16 protein-coding genes are annotated in these 16,724 nt (G+C 44.4%); 9 read left to right on the forward strand and 7 right to left on the reverse strand.

Features of this window, described 5'->3' with window-relative positions; genetic code table 11:
* Positions 1 to 72: 72 nt before the first annotated feature.
* A complete protein-coding gene (locus MHM99_RS05955) occupies positions 73 to 666 on the reverse strand; it encodes a Tn3 family transposase (RefSeq protein WP_000107352.1) in 594 nt (197 codons plus the stop codon).
* Positions 667 to 949: 283 nt separating this feature from the next.
* On the opposite strand from MHM99_RS05955, the gene umuC reads away from it, so the two are divergent.
* Positions 950 to 2,122, forward strand: a complete 1,173-nt coding sequence (gene umuC, locus MHM99_RS05960; RefSeq protein ID WP_239218536.1) for a translesion error-prone DNA polymerase V subunit UmuC — start codon at positions 950 to 952, stop codon at positions 2,120 to 2,122.
* Positions 2,123 to 2,130: 8 nt separating this feature from the next.
* Here the strand turns inward: umuC and MHM99_RS05965 are convergent, their stop codons facing one another.
* The 3 genes from MHM99_RS05965 to mobI all read right to left on the reverse strand — a co-directional run bounded on the left by MHM99_RS05965 (position 2,131) and on the right by mobI (position 4,812).
* Positions 2,131 to 2,964, reverse strand: a complete 834-nt coding sequence (locus MHM99_RS05965) for a mechanosensitive ion channel family protein (RefSeq protein WP_015066538.1) — start codon at positions 2,962 to 2,964, stop codon at positions 2,131 to 2,133.
* Between the two features lie 68 nt (positions 2,965 to 3,032).
* Positions 3,033 to 4,001, reverse strand: coding sequence for a calcium/sodium antiporter (locus tag MHM99_RS05970; RefSeq protein WP_015066537.1), 969 nt, complete (start codon positions 3,999 to 4,001; stop codon positions 3,033 to 3,035).
* 364 nt (positions 4,002 to 4,365) lie between these two features.
* Positions 4,366 to 4,812, reverse strand: coding sequence for a conjugative transfer protein MobI(A/C) (gene mobI / locus MHM99_RS05975; RefSeq protein ID WP_041702628.1), 447 nt, complete (start codon positions 4,810 to 4,812; stop codon positions 4,366 to 4,368).
* A gap of 464 nt (positions 4,813 to 5,276) precedes the next feature.
* On the opposite strand from mobI, the gene MHM99_RS05980 reads away from it, so the two are divergent.
* From MHM99_RS05980 to MHM99_RS05990, 3 genes are read left to right on the forward strand one after another with little or no spacing between them, the layout of a single operon-like run.
* Positions 5,277 to 6,251, forward strand: a complete 975-nt coding sequence (locus tag MHM99_RS05980) for a ParM/StbA family protein (RefSeq protein WP_015066536.1) — start codon at positions 5,277 to 5,279, stop codon at positions 6,249 to 6,251.
* Positions 6,252 to 6,253: 2 nt separating this feature from the next.
* Positions 6,254 to 6,523 (forward strand): hypothetical protein, encoded by a 270-nt coding sequence (locus tag MHM99_RS05985; RefSeq protein ID WP_015066535.1) that lies wholly within the window; start codon positions 6,254 to 6,256, stop codon positions 6,521 to 6,523.
* A gap of 1 nt (position 6,524) precedes the next feature.
* Complete coding sequence (locus MHM99_RS05990; RefSeq protein WP_015066534.1) at positions 6,525 to 7,766, forward strand: integrase family protein; 1,242 nt, start codon at positions 6,525 to 6,527, stop codon at positions 7,764 to 7,766.
* 11 nt (positions 7,767 to 7,777) lie between these two features.
* Here the strand turns inward: MHM99_RS05990 and MHM99_RS05995 are convergent, their stop codons facing one another.
* From MHM99_RS05995 to MHM99_RS06005, 3 genes are all read right to left on the reverse strand, one after another.
* Entirely contained in the window at positions 7,778 to 7,972 is a 195-nt protein-coding gene (locus MHM99_RS05995; protein WP_000127614.1) for a DNA-binding protein, read from the reverse strand.
* 216 nt (positions 7,973 to 8,188) lie between these two features.
* Positions 8,189 to 9,418, reverse strand: a complete 1,230-nt coding sequence (locus MHM99_RS06000) for a HipA domain-containing protein (protein ID WP_015066533.1) — start codon at positions 9,416 to 9,418, stop codon at positions 8,189 to 8,191.
* Positions 9,411 to 9,731, reverse strand: a complete 321-nt coding sequence (locus MHM99_RS06005) for a helix-turn-helix transcriptional regulator (RefSeq protein ID WP_000122829.1) — start codon at positions 9,729 to 9,731, stop codon at positions 9,411 to 9,413. Before MHM99_RS06005 ends, MHM99_RS06000 begins: the two co-directional genes overlap by 8 nt.
* A gap of 1,204 nt (positions 9,732 to 10,935) precedes the next feature.
* On the opposite strand from MHM99_RS06005, the gene MHM99_RS06010 reads away from it, so the two are divergent.
* From MHM99_RS06010 to MHM99_RS06030, 5 genes are all read left to right on the forward strand, one after another.
* The gene (locus tag MHM99_RS06010) at positions 10,936 to 12,429 is read left to right on the forward strand and encodes a carbon starvation protein A (protein WP_014948725.1); all 1,494 of its coding nucleotides are present in this window, start codon (positions 10,936 to 10,938) and stop codon (positions 12,427 to 12,429) included.
* Between the two features lie 122 nt (positions 12,430 to 12,551).
* The gene (locus MHM99_RS06015) at positions 12,552 to 14,243 is read left to right on the forward strand and encodes a sensor histidine kinase (protein ID WP_014975957.1); all 1,692 of its coding nucleotides are present in this window, start codon (positions 12,552 to 12,554) and stop codon (positions 14,241 to 14,243) included.
* 2 nt (positions 14,244 to 14,245) lie between these two features.
* Complete coding sequence (gene btsR, locus MHM99_RS06020) at positions 14,246 to 14,974, forward strand: two-component system response regulator BtsR (protein ID WP_239218538.1); 729 nt, start codon at positions 14,246 to 14,248, stop codon at positions 14,972 to 14,974.
* Between the two features lie 221 nt (positions 14,975 to 15,195).
* Positions 15,196 to 15,651: a MarR family transcriptional regulator gene (locus MHM99_RS06025; RefSeq protein WP_187447337.1), complete on the forward strand. Its 456-nt coding sequence runs from the start codon at positions 15,196 to 15,198 to the stop codon at positions 15,649 to 15,651.
* A complete protein-coding gene (locus MHM99_RS06030) occupies positions 15,648 to 16,721 on the forward strand; it encodes an HlyD family secretion protein (RefSeq protein WP_168463720.1) in 1,074 nt (357 codons plus the stop codon). The genes MHM99_RS06025 and MHM99_RS06030 overlap by 4 nt, the downstream gene beginning before the upstream one ends.
* Positions 16,722 to 16,724: the final 3 nt, after the last annotated feature.

The following is a 16,724-nucleotide window of genomic DNA, read 5'->3' on the forward strand; positions in this document are numbered from 1 at the left end:
TTGCCACACTTATAAGTAGTAACCCACCTCCGCAGCCATTTATTGGTGTGGTCTACAGAGGATTAAGTCTTTTTAGAGGGGAAAATCCCTAGAACCCCATTGTGATACTTGGTAATCATTCCCCCCACGAAATTTATTGCCATTAACTGAAGTAATAGCACGTTTTAACTGATGGTATGCTTCACCTCTGTTCAAGGCTTGCTGGACGTAATGACGCAACGTTGAATTATCAACATACTCCAAAACATAAATAGATTTAATTAAACGGTCGTACTCATGCAATGCTGACAATCTTCGGCTCTTGCCGTTACTCAACTTTCTAATGATTGTGCTTTGAGTGGTGGTTTTACGACTCAATGAACAAACAATATGCTGAATATTGTCCCATTCTTCAGCAATTAGCTTATGATTAATATCTTTCTTTAATTGAATACGGCCTCCGTTCTCTTCAGTCACTTCAAATAGCTCAAAAAACACCTTTTTCATTTTCGCGTATCGAGGGGCGAATGTGTAACCAAAGAAATCTAATATAGCGAAGTTAACATTATTGGTACCATGCGTATCGGTCGATAAGGTATTAGGCTGTATATCTGAAGAGTTGTTATAGAGTAAGTCAAAAGCAAAGTGACCTTCATATTCGTTAGCGCCAATGACTTGCGTACTCACCGGAACATGACGTGGTCAACCAAAATTGACCAACCCAGTTAAGCTACTTTTTTCAATTTCTTCATGTCCGCCTCATATTGATTTGAAATTTCCATACTTTATCTAATTCATGTTTTTCTAAATTAGCTAAAATGCAACTCAGAAATGTCCAGAAGTGAGTTGTGTGGTGTCGAGTGGAGATTGTACGATTAAGCCCCTAAGTAATTAGTCCGTCAGTCTCCCTCGGTAATCAAATTAGTACATCTTAGCGATCAAATTGGTAAAAAATTAGACATGTAGATGAATGCCCACCTTAAAAAATAGACAGCGGGTTGGGCTGGGTGATTTTTCTGGTGTTAGACGCCAGCAACCCATGCGGCAGAATGGTTGCTCACTTACTCGTCTATTTTTAGCGGGAATTCTTAGCCAACTGTATGAGCTGTATACAGATTTAAGCAGTCGAGTGATGCGCACTTTGGAAGAGATGGCACCACGAGTAGAGGTTTACTCCATTGACGAAGCGTTTTTGGACTTAACCGGTATTGAGTCTGTCCTATCCCTTGTCGAGTTCGGACAACAAGTGCGAGAGCGCATAGGCCACTGGATTGGGATCACCGTCTGTGTAGGCATTGCACCGACTAAAACACTCGCCAAGCTGGCTAACCATGCCGCCAAGAAATATCCTGCCACTCAGGGGGTTGTAGACCTGACCAATCCAGATCGGCAACGTCGATTGCTCGCATTAGTCCCGGTTGATGATGTTTGGGGCGTTGGTAAACGGCTTTCTAAGCGATTAAATGCGTTAGGTATCACCACAGCCTTAGACCTAGCCAATGCCTCTCCTAGAGCCATCAGAGACCAGTTTTCAGTGGTTTTAGAAAGAACCGTCAGAGAGCTCAATGGTGAGTCGTGCATTGAACTTGAAGAGATCCCGCCAACTAAGAAACAAATCGTCTGTAGCCGTTCATTTGGCGTAAAAGTAACGCAATTTGAATTGTTACGTGAGGCCGTATGTGAATACGCAACCCGCGCCACTGAGAAGCTTCGCAAAGAACAGCAGCAAGCCAAAGTGCTGACCGTGTTCATACGTACCAGCCCCTTTAAGGACAACGAGCCGCAATACAGCAACTCTGCATCGGGTGAATTGCTAATCCCCAGTTGCGACACGCGGGATTTTATCGAGCTGGCCAATCACTTACTCAAGCGGATTTGGAAGGATGGTTTTCGTTATGCCAAAGCGGGCGTCATGCTGTCTGACTTTTACGATCCCGGCATGTTTCAACCAGGACTATTCGATGACGTATCGATCCGCTCTAATAGCCAGCAGTTAATGTCTGTATTGGACACCATTAACCAAAGCGGTGCCGGAAAGGTTTTCTTTGCTGGACAAGGTACGAAGAAAGATTGGTCGATGAAGCGAGAGCATTTGTCTCCCGCTTATACAACACGCTGGGACCAGTTACCGCGAGTATGGTAATGCTCTCTTTATTTGCTGCTTGAGTTTTCGATAATGTGGAGCGTACGCTGAGGGAACGGAATCGTCAGACCAGCCGCTTCAATAGCTTCTTTTACTTGTTTATTTAAATCCCAATAAGCTGACCAATAGTTTTCATTTGTTGCCCATGCTCTCAGCTGAATATTTACTGCACTGTCGGCCATGGACGCAACCATTACCTGAGGCGCTGGATCAGTCATCAATCTTGATTCATTTTCTGCAACACCTTGCAATATTTTAAACGCGTCATCTATGGAGTCGGAATAGGAAATACCAACAACAATATCCATCCGTCGTTTACCATTACGGGTGAAGTTTTTGATATTATTTCCCCATAAGACGCTATTCGGGGAAGCAATATACAATCCATCTATAGTTTCAAGCACTGTTGTAAAAAGATTTATCTCTTTAACTGTCCCTTGAGTTGAACCAAACTCAATAAAATCTCCAGATTTAAAAGGTCGAAGGATCAGTAGCATGATTCCAGCTGCGATGTTACTGAGCGTATCTTTAAGCGCAAGACCAACTGCCAAACCTGCCGCACCAACCAGAGCGATAAGACTAGCAGTATTTACCCCAAAGATGTCTAAAATAAATACACCGCCGATGACATATACCGCGTAACTGGCTACGGTTGAAAATATTGGTATCAGGGTCGCGTCAACTTTTTTCAACTTAGAGTTAGTGTCTTGAATCGCTTTGCGCACTGCTCTTGCAATAAGTGAGCTTGCCACCAAAATAACAATAGCCAAGATTAAATTATAACCAAGCGCTACTATTGCCTCTGAATGATTTTGCCAAAATTGAATAAATGAATCTTTCATATCTCTCTCTTTCATTGTGCGCATGTGAGTTGAATCCACATGCCCACTTATTATTTTTGATTTTGCTATTAAATCACAGACGAAACTAACCAAGTGTTGTAAGCACAAAATGCGATTAGCAGACCTGCGCCTTCCAATCTGTTAATCCGTCCAGCACCACGAAATCCATAGGCCATAAATAGCAAGGCGATTGTCAAACCCATCATAACTAACCAGTCGCGAGACATAACCTCGGAAGACATACCTGTAATCGGCGATATAACGCCTGCGATACCAACGACAGCGAGTAAGTTAAACATGTTAGAACCCACCACATTGCCAATAGCGATATCATGCTCACCTTTTCTAACTGCAATAATGGATGCTGCTAATTCAGGGAGTGACGTGCCCAAAGCAACAATCGTTAAGCCGATAATTAAATCACTAACACCCAGTGCCTCTGCGATACTCACTGCTCCCCAAACGAGTACTCGTGAACTCACTATCAGAAGAATTAAGCCAATCACCAGCCAAAAAATAGCTTTTTTGATAGGCATCTCGTGTTCAACCAGTTCTTGATCCATTTCACTTTCTAATTTATCCCCTTTACCTCTCATAGCAGAGTAAATACTCCAGCCAATTAAGGTAAAGAACCCCACCAGAAGAAGAACAGACTCAAAACGTGTTAGCGAGCCATCCCAAAGGAAATAACCGAGCGCAGAACTAATAAGCAATAATAAAGGGATCTCTTTTCTGACTATTTTTGATTGCACCAATATTGGGGTAATAATAGCTGTTAACCCTAGAATTAAACCTGTATTGACGATATTCGAGCCGAGCGCATTACCGAGGGCTAAATCTGGATTGCCATCAATGGCCGCCATTGCAGAAACAACCATTTCAGGTGCAGACGTACCGAAACCAACAATGACCATTCCAATTAGCAATGACGGCATGCCTGCATATTTTGCAGTCGCGGCTGCGCCTTCAACGAAGCGGTCAGCACTCCAAACTAATAAAATAAAGCCAGCTAGAATGGCTAAAGAAGCAACTAACATTATGCGCACCTCCCGTTTTTAAAATGACTCGTATTACTACAGAAGGTGCAGTTTAGGAGTTGTTTAATGGCTTTACTGAATGAAAATTTACGAGTATTTCCACTGGCATAAGACGCCAATCGATTGATCGTAATAACGATGGTTAGCTGTGACATGAGTATTTCCTTGGGGTGGTTTAGACAAAGGCAAACGAGACTCTCCACCCCGAGAGCGCCATTTGCCTTAAGTCTTGTCAATCCAAGTATGGACATAACCGCCACGAACTGCTGTTCGGAGACTGTTGACGGTTATCACAGTAAAAACTGAGAGACTACTCCCCTAAGGTTAGAACCGAATGATATAACCATTTATAACCATTTACAACTTAGCAATAAGCGTTCACTCTGCGACGCAACATGTTGAGCTTATCAACTTGGCGTCGAACATCACTGAAGAATTCCTCTTTCTCCATGGCCAGCGCTAGCTCCCATTCTTTGGCCAAACCTTGGCAGTCCAAAAATGCGTATCTCAGCTTCGTCTTTGAAATACGCAGTCCCTTACTAAAGACCACGCGCTTGCCTCGTTGACCGTGAAAACTGTTGATGTACCACTCTATGCCAAAGCCATACTTAAAGTCTCTGATACGGACACCAAGCAGCCCCCAATCTTTAAAGGGCGTATTTTCACGAACCTTGTAATGGGTAACCCAAAAGTCATCAACTTCAGCTCGTGCCAGCGCTTTTAGCCTGTCCGTTTCTTGCTGCAATAAATTTGATACTTCTGATTTCCATTGTTCATTGACGATTTCTACCAAACCAATTTCCCCATCCAATTAACCCCAAAAGCCAAAACCACTATCCGTTTGGCTTTTGGATCGAAACGCCAAACGTAAAACTGCCGTAACAATCGCTGTTTGGCGTCTCGATATAAATCAACTCGCGCAATCCCATACCTGACAAGGGATACAGGCCGATTTCACTTAAAAACGCCTAAAAAGACGTATTGCCATGAAAATACAAACCGTTTGGCAAGTTCAGGCCAGAATGCAAACGACGTTTGGCGTATCGATTTTTTTGGCTCAGTCATCCGCCGCCAAACAGCGCCTATTCTCATACTTTTGCGAAAATGCAATAGGCAGATAGATGAAAGGATTTGTCACCTTTCTGCCCACCGCCAGTGCACCGAATCCTGATAATGACATTTGAGTGAACCGCCAGAGCACTTGGGCATGCCCAAGCGTGACCAGCGCGGTTGATTGAAAACCGTTAGAGCACTTTGAGTGCACAGGAGATAAGTATGTTTGTATTAGGCGTAGATATCGGTTACTCGAACCTGAAGCTGGCTATTGGCCAATCAGGCAGTGAACCGAAAACCATTATTCTGCCTGCGGGAGCCGGTCCTGCGGATCGTATGCCGGAGCGTATCGGTGGAGGCGATGATGAAACTTGTTTGTATGTATCTGTCGATAATGAGCGTTGGGCCGCCGGTGTGCCAGCTGGACGCCTTCAAAGCTGGGAACGAGAGCTTCACCCGGAATATCCCACCACAAAAACCTATAAGGCGCTTTTTCATGCCGCCTTGTTAATGGCTGAAACAGAATCCATCGATTTGGTTGTCACTGGATTACCGGTTTCCCAGTTTCATGAACCACAACGTAAGTCTGACCTTGTGCAGCGTTTAAAAGGTGTCCATCAAGTGACGCCTAAGCGCAGCATCACCGTTCGTGACGTCAAAGTGTTGCCGCAGCCTGCCGGTGCCTATATGGATCTGGTTCAAACAGGTGGTGATTTGGGCTTGATTGAAGAAGGTCGTGTCGTCGTCATAGATCCCGGCTTTTTTTCTGTTGACTGGGTTGCCCTTGAGGCCGGAGAAATTCGCTACAGCTCATCTGGAACCAGTCTTCAGGCAATGTCCGTGCTACTGGAAACCATTGATAAGCTGATTTCGGAAGATCACGGTGCCAAAGTCGGAATGGATCGACTTGAAAAAGCCATGAGAACCGGCGACTTGCAGGTGCTGCTATTTGGAGAAAAAGTCGATATTTCACCTTATCTGAATGCTGCCATGAAAAAGGTAGCGCCTGTTGCTCTTACAGCCATGCGCCAATCCATGCGTGACGAAAGCATCAATGCGGACTTGGTATTGATCGCCGGAGGTGGAGCCATGGCTTATAAGGAAGCGGCCAAGGAGATTTTTTCACGAAGCAAGATCATCGTGCCGGAACAGTCTGTTTTGGCGAACGTCCGAGGCTTCTGGTTTTATGGGGCCTGATTATGAGAGTTGTCGTCAACATTCCCCCAGGGAGCCACCCTGAACTGCTCAAAGAATTAGAAAAGACGCCGCCACGGGAACGCGCTGAGCGTCTGCGGATGCTGGCCACCTTTGGGTTAATTCACATGAGCCAACCCAATCTATCCACGACATCTGTACCGGTGGATGGTCTTGCACCAGATGGTGAAGTTACTTCTAAGAGTACAGCGCCAGAACCCAAAGCAGAATCACGTAAACAATCATTAAAATCAAAACTAGGGCTGGGCTTATAACATGGCGTTATCAGTTAGCTGGCTCGATGCCAGGTTAAATAAAGAAGCAAAAGAAACCGTAGTAAAAGCCGACCGAGATGGGCTAAGTGCTCGGGTATCGCCCAAGGGCAAAATTGTTTTTCAGTTTCGTTATCGGTTTGATGGCAAGCAACAGCGGGTAGACATAGGTACTTACCCACTTATGAAGCTTGCTGAAGCTAGGAATGAGCTGGATAGGTTAAGGGCGGTACTTGATCAGGGCAGAAACCCCAAGCTCTACCTACAGCAGGAACGGGCCAAGTATTCTGCCAACCAAAGCTTCGAATCGATTTTTCGAGACTGGATAGACTCTGCCGGTAAGCAAGGGCTAAAGGAGAAAACGTGGCACTACCAAAAACGCAGCAGTGAAATATATTTGCTGCCCCGACTTGGCAAGTACCCATTAACTGACATCAATGAATTGTCCTTGCGAAACTGTCTTCGTGAGGTTTCGGAGTCGTCCCCTTCAAACACAGAACGTCTGGTGTCTGTGCTGCACAAGTTTTATGACTGGCTGATTGATGAACAAATTTTGGAAATTAACGCTGCCGCTGGGATCACAGCAAAAAAGGTTGGCGGTAAGAAAGGCAAACGAACTCGGGTGCTAAATGACAACGAGATAAGGATACTTTGGCGCTATTTGCATGAGTCAAAAATCACTGAGAAGAATCGCATCTACATAAAACTGCTTCTCTTATTGGGAGGGCGCAAGGGCGAACTCATTCAAGCTGAAAAGCATCACTTTGACTTGCAATCTGCAATGTGGACAGTGCCCATAGAGATCCGCAAACAAGGTGAGAAAATTGGAGCGCCGATCATGCGGCCATTGATTAGGCCTGCTATCGAGCTGATTGAACTGGCGATGCAGATGAGCAAATCAACTTACTTGTTTCCCGCGAACGGACAAGAAAAGCTTGCCACAAATGGCTTTGATACCACTATTCCTAACAATGTGAAAATCTGGGCTCGCAGGTCACTTGGCATTGAGATGGAACACTGGTCTATGCATGATCTTCGCAGAACGATGCGAACGCGAATGTCTGCCATCACGACGCAAGAAGTTGCCGAGTTGATGATTGGCCACAGCAAAAAAGGGTTGGATGCTATCTACAACCAATATCAGTACCTGGATGAAATGCGTCATGCTTACGACGTTTGGTATCAACAGCTAGAAACCATCATCGAGCCGACAGGCTTTCCGTTCAACTGGCGTTTCGGACAGTAAAAGAAAGAGGCTCAGTCCTCTTTCTTCTCATACTCTTCCAAGTCTTCAATGTGCCACAGCTTATTTCGCGTATTTCGGTTAATACGAGGTTGCGGCAAGCTGCCATCTTTTATTCTTCGCCAGAGCGTCGTATAGCTAATGTGGTAACGAGCCATCACTTCGTAAGATGTTAGAAAAGGGGTTACCTGGTGCGCTACTGCTGTCATCTGCATTCTCCTGAAAATCAATGTAAAGCTATCATCGCCTGATTCATCACTTGTTGATGGTCAGAAAGATGCATGATTTGTTCAGAAGATCAGCCTTATCATGACACCGGTATCATTGTGCAGTTTACCAAATTTCCAGTTTACGGCGAAAAGCGCCGTAAAATCGCATTAAGTTAAACCATCTTTATAGATATGCACGCTCTAGCTACTAGGAATTTAGCGTAGCGGTATGCTTCGTAAGTGCGTTTCGATGGCTTCAATCACTGACTTAGTAAGGGGTAAATGCGCTTTTTCTTTCGCCCATACCTCATGGAAGCATGCTACAGTTTGCTTTGCGGTATCTAACACCAATTTTTCTGGCAACATGGCTTTAGCCGCTAAGTGTGACAGCTCATCCAGCGTGAAATCACTGAATTTCTTGCTACGGCTCACCTTCAGCGATGCACTATCATCGGGGATATAAGGAATAGTCGAGACAAAATCATAAGCAGGCGCAATCGATGCGGTGCGCTTGTCTTTGTAAATCACAGACCAATTCTTCAAATGCATATCGGCATTACCAATTAACGTATTGAACACCAATCTGCGTGTAAATTCTGCGATGTCCTCGTCTTGACCTTCGATGCCGATAACCTGAGCAATATTGCGCATACTCGCTTTTTTGTATTTATCTTGAGGATAGACGCCAAACACTTGCGCAAAATCTTCAATATGTACGGCTTGATCACCTGCACGATCAAAGCGCTTGATCACAAACGCCTGAGCATTTTTAAAAGCATCACCAAATTTACCAATACCATCTGGGATATTAGCAATCTGGTTAATGGAAAGTAGCTGAGTCTCTGGCACATCCATCCCAAGCAATCGAGCCAGTTCCATCATCGAATATTCATTTTCTGGCACAGCGTCAAATCGAGATGACGGCAACTTCACAATCCAAGAGCCACCTTTACCAGTTGCTGGAATGGTCAAGCCGCCGTTAGCCTGTTGCACGGCTGAAAACTTCAATTGCACACCCGCCAATGAAAAACGCATTGGAGCATCTATTTTCGTTTTATCTTCAATACCTTGATGCACATTAGGTGGTAAGGCTTCACCATCCGCAGGCTCAACCGTGATCGCTCCAGCCAGATCCTGCCCCAGTACCCACAATAGAAAAAATTCCCGTGCTGGGTTCACACCAGCACGCTCAGCCAGGTAATTACGCATGGTTTCTTCTGGTAAAAGGTTGGAGAAAAACGGGGTTAACTTATTTTGGGTAGGTTTGAAGCTAGTCAGCAGGCCACCGAGCGAATCTTTAAAGCCAAGCCCTAACACAGGCCGCGATTCGTCATTAATGTACGAATCCATAAAGGCAAAAAGTGTTCTGTCATTACCCACGTTGGTGATCGTTGCGATCGGTTCACCATAGAGCAATACGTTGAGCGTAGAGACATGGTTAGTCATCGTCGTCTTCCTCTAACTGATACGCGGGCGACATTGGCTCACCCTCATCGCTGATGCCGTTAATACCTTGGCCACTTCGAATGATCGACTTGATGGCAGGTACAGACTTTTTAGGCGCAACCAATAGCTCTAGGTCTAGTACACGGGCAAGTGCAATCAAACTGGATATTCTTAAATCAACACTGCCAGACTCGATTTTCGAAATATGGCTTTGAGGCACACCCGAACGAGCACTTAACTCTCTCTGGCTAAACCCCTTTCGTACCCGAGCTTCTCGAAGACTTTCTAGTATCTGCTCTGTTACATAGCTCATTTCGATACGCCTTAATGCATCACTTAAGAATAATTATATACAAAAACATATCACAGTAACTCAAATAACACAAATTCGATTAGCCATTACATATCAAAAGCCATGACCTGATACATAATTACATATAAGTAGAAGGAGATTTTTGTCATCGACAAAAGAGCGATACTCTCGCTGATAATCGCGAACTGACGCATCAAACTCCCTAAGTACTTTTGTCGCTCAGCCCTTATACAGCATGGGCTACAGAAGAACTCGCGTCAAATCGCCAGAAGATAAGTGCAACAAAGAGGAAGTTTGTACACAGTTACAGGAAATTTTGTACACACAGGTCGAAAATAAAGTGCAAAATGATGGTGTTAACAGCAACTAAATTTGAAGGTAAGTCTGATATCTCAATTAGAAATAACCGTATTGGTTCGCTTCAAGCATCTTCAAAAACAAACACTAAAGCAAAAATTACACCAATAATAAACTCCCTCATTAAATTTTGTAATTTGGTACAGAAGAAAACATTTACCAAAAAAAGAGACTCTTTTTAACGGTAGTACTTTTTACGTCAAACCCAGTAACCACAAGGCCTACAGCCAGGTTTGTGTCATGGAATTTCGCTAAAAACGGTAAATATGGCGATTTGTACTCAAGTTTGTACACACTTTCCGAGGTTACGCTTGAACATCATTGAAAAGCAAAGAAACGAGAAAAAGACAAAAAGCCTTTAAATTCAGTACGTAGAGATGTGATTGTGGTGTGCAATGAAAGGTGGTTTTAAGCGTTGAAAGGCTGGGCGGCATCAGGGTGCGATATGATTGCGAACGTACGTCGCTTTTTAATCTCTTCTAGAAGCTTCTTATCTGACATCAATACTTATCTTCGTTATCTATTATCCCTGTAAATCAATTACTTACAGGCGCGTTTCATAACGGATAAGCAATGCTTTTCCGCGCAAATTCAGTATTGCGGTAAAACGCTTGATACGGCTTGGTAATTAATTGCGCGGATTTTAGCATTTTACTGCACGTAACAGTAGAGCGAAATTACATACTCCCTACCGCTTAATTTGCTATGCGACCACTCACTGCTTTTTTTCATGCATACACACTTTCACATCGTTAACCTATTTCAAACATTGTTGTACACACCGTTTACAACACAAGTGACAGACCCTTTTTATAAACCCTATTTATAAAAATAAGGACAACGCCCTGTGATATTGTTTCTAATTTGCGTAGCCGCGCTTATTGCTGGCTACTTTATATATGGCGCCTTTGTTGAGAAGGTATTTGGCGTCACACCAGCACGCCCCACTCCTGCACATAGCCAAAAAGACGGCGTAGACTTTGTTCCCATGTCTACACCGAAGGTGTATCTCGTTCAGCTTCTGAACATTGCTGGCGTAGGCCCTATATTTGGTCCTATTATGGGTGCACTGTATGGCCCAGCTGCCATGCTTTGGATTGTATTAGGGTGCATTTTTGCCGGCGCTGTTCACGACTATTTCTCAGGCATGCTGTCAGTTCGCAACAATGGCGAATCTGTGCCTAGCTTATCTGGCCGTTATTTGGGCCGAGGCGCTAAGCACTTTATGAACTTGTTCGCTATTGTGCTGCTTCTACTGGTAGGTGTAGTTTTTGTCTCAGCGCCCGCAGGCATGATCACAAATCTCGTTAATGATCAGACATCATGGCATGTTGAAGTTGGCACTATGGTCGCCATTATTTTTGCCTACTATATTTTGGCTACCATTGTTCCCGTAGATAAAATTATTGGTCGTTTTTATCCGTTTTTCGGAGCCCTTCTTATTTTCATGTCGGTGGGATTATTAGCCGCGGCCAGCTATTCTGACCAGCACTCGATACTTAGCCAATTCACGGCAAGTGATATGCTGACGAATTTAAATCCTAACGATATGCCTCTTTGGCCAGCGCTCTTTATCACTATCGCTTGTGGCGCTATCTCTGGATTTCATGCCACCCAGTCCCCGCTTATGGCTCGCTGTATGGAGAACGAGAAGAACGGACGTTTTGTGTTTTTTGGTGCAATGATAGGTGAAGGTGTGATTGCCCTTATCTGGTGTGCCATTGCCCTTTCTTACTTCGACAATTTAGAAGGACTATCGGCAGCTATTACCAATGGTGGCCCTGGAAACGTTGTCTATGCCTCATCATTCGGTCTTTTAGGTGTTGTTGGTGGCGTACTGGCTTTTCTTGGCGTGGTTATTCTTCCTATTACGTCTGGCGACACCGCATTTCGCTCAAGTCGTCTTATCATGGCCGAGTACTTTAACGTTGAACAAAAAGGTATACGTAACCGCTTGTTCATGGCCGCCCCATTGTTTGTGCTTGGCGGTATTCTTACCCAAGTCGATTTCGGCGTTATTTGGCGCTACTTCGGATTTGCCAACCAAGCAACAGCCGTCATGATGCTGTGGACCGCATCTGCATACTTACTAAGACATAATAAACTGCACTGGATAACTACGGTACCAGCAATATTTATGACGGCCGTTTGCGTTACCTTTATTCTAAACAACGACACCTTGGGTTTCGGTATGGCGATGAATGTATCGACAACCATCGGGCTTATCGCATCGCTAATAACCACGGTTTACGTCATTCGAATTTCCAAGGGGAAAGGTGAAGCGCCGCTTGAGCCATCATCTGTGAATGTTGAAAAGCCCTCCCAACCGGTAGACGCGTAACTACCTACACTAAACACGTGTAATATGATGAGCCGCCCTTTATATAGGGCGGCTATTTAATTTGTACTTTTGACATGGGTTATAATGAGGCTCATTTTTAACCGGCGGTAATATTGGCAAGCATGGAACTCATACTTTCGCTACTTCAACAAATGTGTGTGTATCTTGTGCTCGCATATATGCTGAGTAAAACACCGCTTTTTCTTCCTATTCTCAGCATTTCTTCTCATCGCAAACACCGCTACTTGGTGTATGTAGTTTTTTCTTCCTTTTGTATTCTGGGCACGTATTTTGGTCTGCAAATAGACGACGCCATTGCCAATACCAGAGCCATTGGGGCAGTTATAGGAGGATTACTAGGCGGTCCAGTAGTTGGGTTTGCCGTAGGATTGACCGGCGGCCTCCATCGTTATTCATTGGGTGGTTTTACTGATGTTGCCTGCGCTATTTCCACCACGCTGGAAGGTCTTATTGGCGGCCTCATGCACGTTTACTATGTTCGCCAGAACAAAAGTCTAGATCTTTTCAACCCATGGAAAGTTGGTGTCATTACCTTCATAGCAGAGTTGTTTCAGATGGCTATACTGCTTACCGTTGCCGAGCCTTTTGAAAAGTCTTACGCACTGGTCAGCGCGATAGCCGCACCTATGGTCATTGCAAATTCTGTGGGGGCCGCACTTTTTATCAGTATCTTATCTGACAAAAAAACGATTTTTGAAAAGTACTCTGCCACTTTTTCACGACGTGCACTATCCATAGCAGATCGCTCAGTGGGCGTGCTCACATCTGGATTCACCCCAGTTAATGCAGAAAAAGTAGCACGTATTATCTATGAAGAAACGAATGTGGGTGCGGTAGCGATTACTGATAAAGAAAAGATTCTGGCGTTTATCGGAACGGGTGCCGATCATCACCTACCAAACACCCCCATATCGTCATCAAGTACGATGGAGTCACTGAACAATAACAAAATAGTCCATTTAGATGGCGCTGAGCGCCCTTATCAGTGCACATTAAACAAAAGTTGTCCGCTGGGTTCAGTGTTGATTATTCCACTTCACTCAGGCTCTGAGGTGGTAGGTACCATTAAGCTTTACGAACCCAAACGGAAGTTTATGTCGACGGTTACCCTGTCAATGGCAGAAGGTATCGCTCAATTACTGTCAAGTCAGATTGTTTACGGCGCGTATCAGCAGCAAAAAGATCTGCTCTCACAGTCTGAAATCAAGCTGCTGCATGCACAGGTCAACCCTCATTTCCTATTTAACGCGCTCAATACGATTAGCGCTATTATTCGTCGCGATCCCAAAAGGGCCAGAGAGCTCGTGCTAAGCTTGTCACGCTTTTTTAGAATAAACTTAAAGCAAAACACCGCGGTGGTGACACTAAAAGAAGAGATTGACCACGTTAATGCTTATCTGGCAATCGAGAAGGCGCGTTTTGCCGAACGCCTACAGGTTACCATCAAGTGTGACGATGCTGCCATGTCAGCGCTTCTACCAAGTTTTACGTTACAGCCACTGGTTGAGAACGCGGTTAAACACGGTATCGCCCAACGAATAGAGGGTGGGCATTTAACTTTGAATGTACGATGTACAACAGATAACCACATTCACATTCTCGTTGAAGATAATGCTGGCTTGTACAAACCTACAAAAAAACAACACGCAGGTTTAGGGATGGATATTGTAGATAAACGGCTTATTCATCAGTTTGGTCAACGAGCAGGCCTGGTGATCGAGTGTCGAACTAACCAGTTCACTCGGATGTCCTTTTCCATTCCACACACTCACTATCATTCTCATCAGGGCTAACAATGACTAAGAACTCAGCATTTCGCGCGCTTGTTATTGACGATGAACCGCTCGCCAGAGAGGAGCTTTGCCAGTTACTCAACGAAACCAATGAAGTACATGTCTTAGGGGAAGCCGCGAACGCCATAGAGGGGTTGGCATTAATTAAACAACACCGTCCGGATGTAATATTTCTTGATATAGAAATGCCCCAGCTCTCTGGACTCGATATGCTGGCTATGCTTGATTTAGACACCATGCCTTATGTTGTGCTGGTCACCGCATTTGAACAGTATGCCCTTCAGGCATTTGAAGATAACGCGTTTGATTACTTGCTCAAACCTGTGGAACCAGAGCGGCTTGATAAAACAGTTGCCAGGCTTAAAAAGAGAACTCAGCCCCAAACTGACATTGACGCTATTGCCTCCCCCACGTTAGTACATATTCCTTGCGTAGGTCATCAGCGCATATTACTGCTACCCGAATCTGATATTCATTTTGCTTACAGCGATGTGTCGGGCGTACATGTTAGATCGCTAGAACAACAAGCAGACACGCAGCTCACATTGAAAACCTTAGAAGAGAGAACCGCGCTTGTTCGGTGTCACCGGCAATACTTGGTGAGGTTATCATGCGTTGGGGAAATTAAACTCTTGGATAATGGCCTTGCTACGCTTCTAATGAAGACGGGAGATTCAGTTCCCGTGAGCCGTCGATATCTCAAAAAGCTAAAGTCGTTATTAACGCTTTAATCACACCACAAAGGCTGCATTAACTTAAAAGGGACTGAGAGAGTATGCCTAATTTTCAGGCACCGTAAGACAAATTGCCCTATTTTCCTGCTCAATGGAGAGCCTTCCCCCCGTTCAATTCACGCTCAACTTGCAAAATCTCTTTCTCATCTCAATGACATTTACTTAGCATGCTAAACAAATAAAATAGTTAGCATGCTAAGTAAATCAACGGTTTTTACATGTCATTTTCAGAACCTATGCCACTTCAACTTATTGCGCTTTTTGCCCGCACTGCGCAAAAGTGCAGAAGAACTGTCACTGAATCGGTCGCTCATCTCGACCTTACAGAGTCTAGATGGCGCGTAATGATTCATATGTCGTTACTTGGTGAGGGCTGTACGCAACAGATGGTGGCTGAAAGCTTGGAAATAGAAATGCCTAGCTTAACTCGCACAATTAAACAGCTCGAAACTACCGGGTTAATCAAACGCGTTACAGATACTAACGACAAACGAAGTCGCTTACTTTACTTCACAGATATGGGCAAAGGTCGAATGAATGATATCGAAAGTACATTGATGGTGCTGCGAGATGAAGTGTACGCAGGAGTATCTGAAGAAGAGTTACGCATTATGGCTAAATGTGTTCAAAAAATTGAAGTTAATGCCGCAAAATTATTGGAGTCACTTAAGTGAGTCAACGAACCCCAGATCAGGAATTTGCTAGGTACATAAAGCTGGCTTTGGTCGCTTTTGCCATCTGCTTTATCTACTTTATTATTGCAGATATACGCATGCCAATGACACCACAGGCGAGAGTCTATCATCAGGTCACGCAAATCTCTCCTCAGATAAATGGGCCGATAAATGAGGTGCTTGTCAAAAATAACCAAACCGTAAAGGAAGGGCAGGTTTTATTTGTCATTGATGAGACACCTTACCTAATTGCCCTTGAAAAGGCGCAAATTGATTTGGCAAATGTAGAGTTAGAGAATGCTCAGATAGATGCGAAAGCGGAAGCAATTAGAGCCAAAATAGAGGCTGCATCGGCGGTTTACGACGAACGCAACAGTGAATTTCAACGACTCAATTCCTTAGTTCAAACTAAAGCGGTATCTCAACAAAACGTGGACAAAGCGTATGCGCAACTTAAAAGCGCTGAAGCTGAAATTAGTGCGCTTGAAGCCGATCTAAACCAGCAAGTTGTTGCAAGAGGTAAGCAAGGTGACAAAAATCTAAAATATCTAGAAGCGGTAAATGCGGTTAAACGGGCAGAGTTGAACTTAGCCTATACCAAAATTAAAGCACCGCATGACGGCATAATGGCAAACATGCAGGTAACTCAAGGCACTTATGCTAAACAAAGTACGCCCCTTGCCTCAGTTGTCGATAACACGCTAGATGTGGTTGCAGATTTTCGAGAGAAATCACTCGCCAATGTAAAAGAAGGCATTCGCGCTAACGTCGTTTTTGATGCACTACCGGGTAAAGTATTTGAAGCTAAAGTGGAAGAATTTGAAGCTGGTGTAAGCGACGGCCAACTTGCCGCCAACGGCACCCTTGCAAGCGTTGAAAAGTCGAATCGATGGGTACGAGATGCACAGCGCCAACGTGTCCACATTAAGCTTGAAGAACAAGAAATATCGTTAAGCCACCTCACCAGTGGCGCTCGCGCTACCGTGCAGATAGTTCCAGACAACCCTATTGAAAGTGTGGCAGCGAACATTCAAATTCACTTTATAAGCCTGCTGCACTTCATTTATTAGACT

It is taken from the genome of Alteromonas sp. MmMcT2-2 (genome assembly GCF_022348305.1).
GTDB classification, from domain to species: Bacteria; Pseudomonadota; Gammaproteobacteria; order Enterobacterales; family Alteromonadaceae; genus Alteromonas; species Alteromonas macleodii.

Coding starts and splice junctions, on each gene's coding strand:
- MHM99_RS05995 (WP_000127614.1), bottom strand. CDS start 7,972: ATGACAGCAGTAGCGCACCAGGTAACCCCTTTTCTAACATCTTACGAA.
- MHM99_RS05990 (WP_015066534.1), top strand. CDS start 6,525: ATGGCGTTATCAGTTAGCTGGCTCGATGCCAGGTTAAATAAAGAAGCA.
- MHM99_RS06025 (WP_187447337.1), top strand. CDS start 15,196: ATGTCATTTTCAGAACCTATGCCACTTCAACTTATTGCGCTTTTTGCC.
- MHM99_RS06015 (WP_014975957.1), top strand. CDS start 12,552: ATGGAACTCATACTTTCGCTACTTCAACAAATGTGTGTGTATCTTGTG.
- btsR (WP_239218538.1), top strand. CDS start 14,246: ATGACTAAGAACTCAGCATTTCGCGCGCTTGTTATTGACGATGAACCG.
- MHM99_RS05970 (WP_015066537.1), bottom strand. CDS start 4,001: ATGTTAGTTGCTTCTTTAGCCATTCTAGCTGGCTTTATTTTATTAGTT.
- MHM99_RS05980 (WP_015066536.1), top strand. CDS start 5,277: ATGTTTGTATTAGGCGTAGATATCGGTTACTCGAACCTGAAGCTGGCT.
- MHM99_RS05965 (WP_015066538.1), bottom strand. CDS start 2,964: ATGAAAGATTCATTTATTCAATTTTGGCAAAATCATTCAGAGGCAATA.
- umuC (WP_239218536.1), top strand. CDS start 950: ATGCCCACCTTAAAAAATAGACAGCGGGTTGGGCTGGGTGATTTTTCT.
- MHM99_RS06005 (WP_000122829.1), bottom strand. CDS start 9,731: ATGAGCTATGTAACAGAGCAGATACTAGAAAGTCTTCGAGAAGCTCGG.
- MHM99_RS06000 (WP_015066533.1), bottom strand. CDS start 9,418: ATGACTAACCATGTCTCTACGCTCAACGTATTGCTCTATGGTGAACCG.
- MHM99_RS05985 (WP_015066535.1), top strand. CDS start 6,254: ATGAGAGTTGTCGTCAACATTCCCCCAGGGAGCCACCCTGAACTGCTC.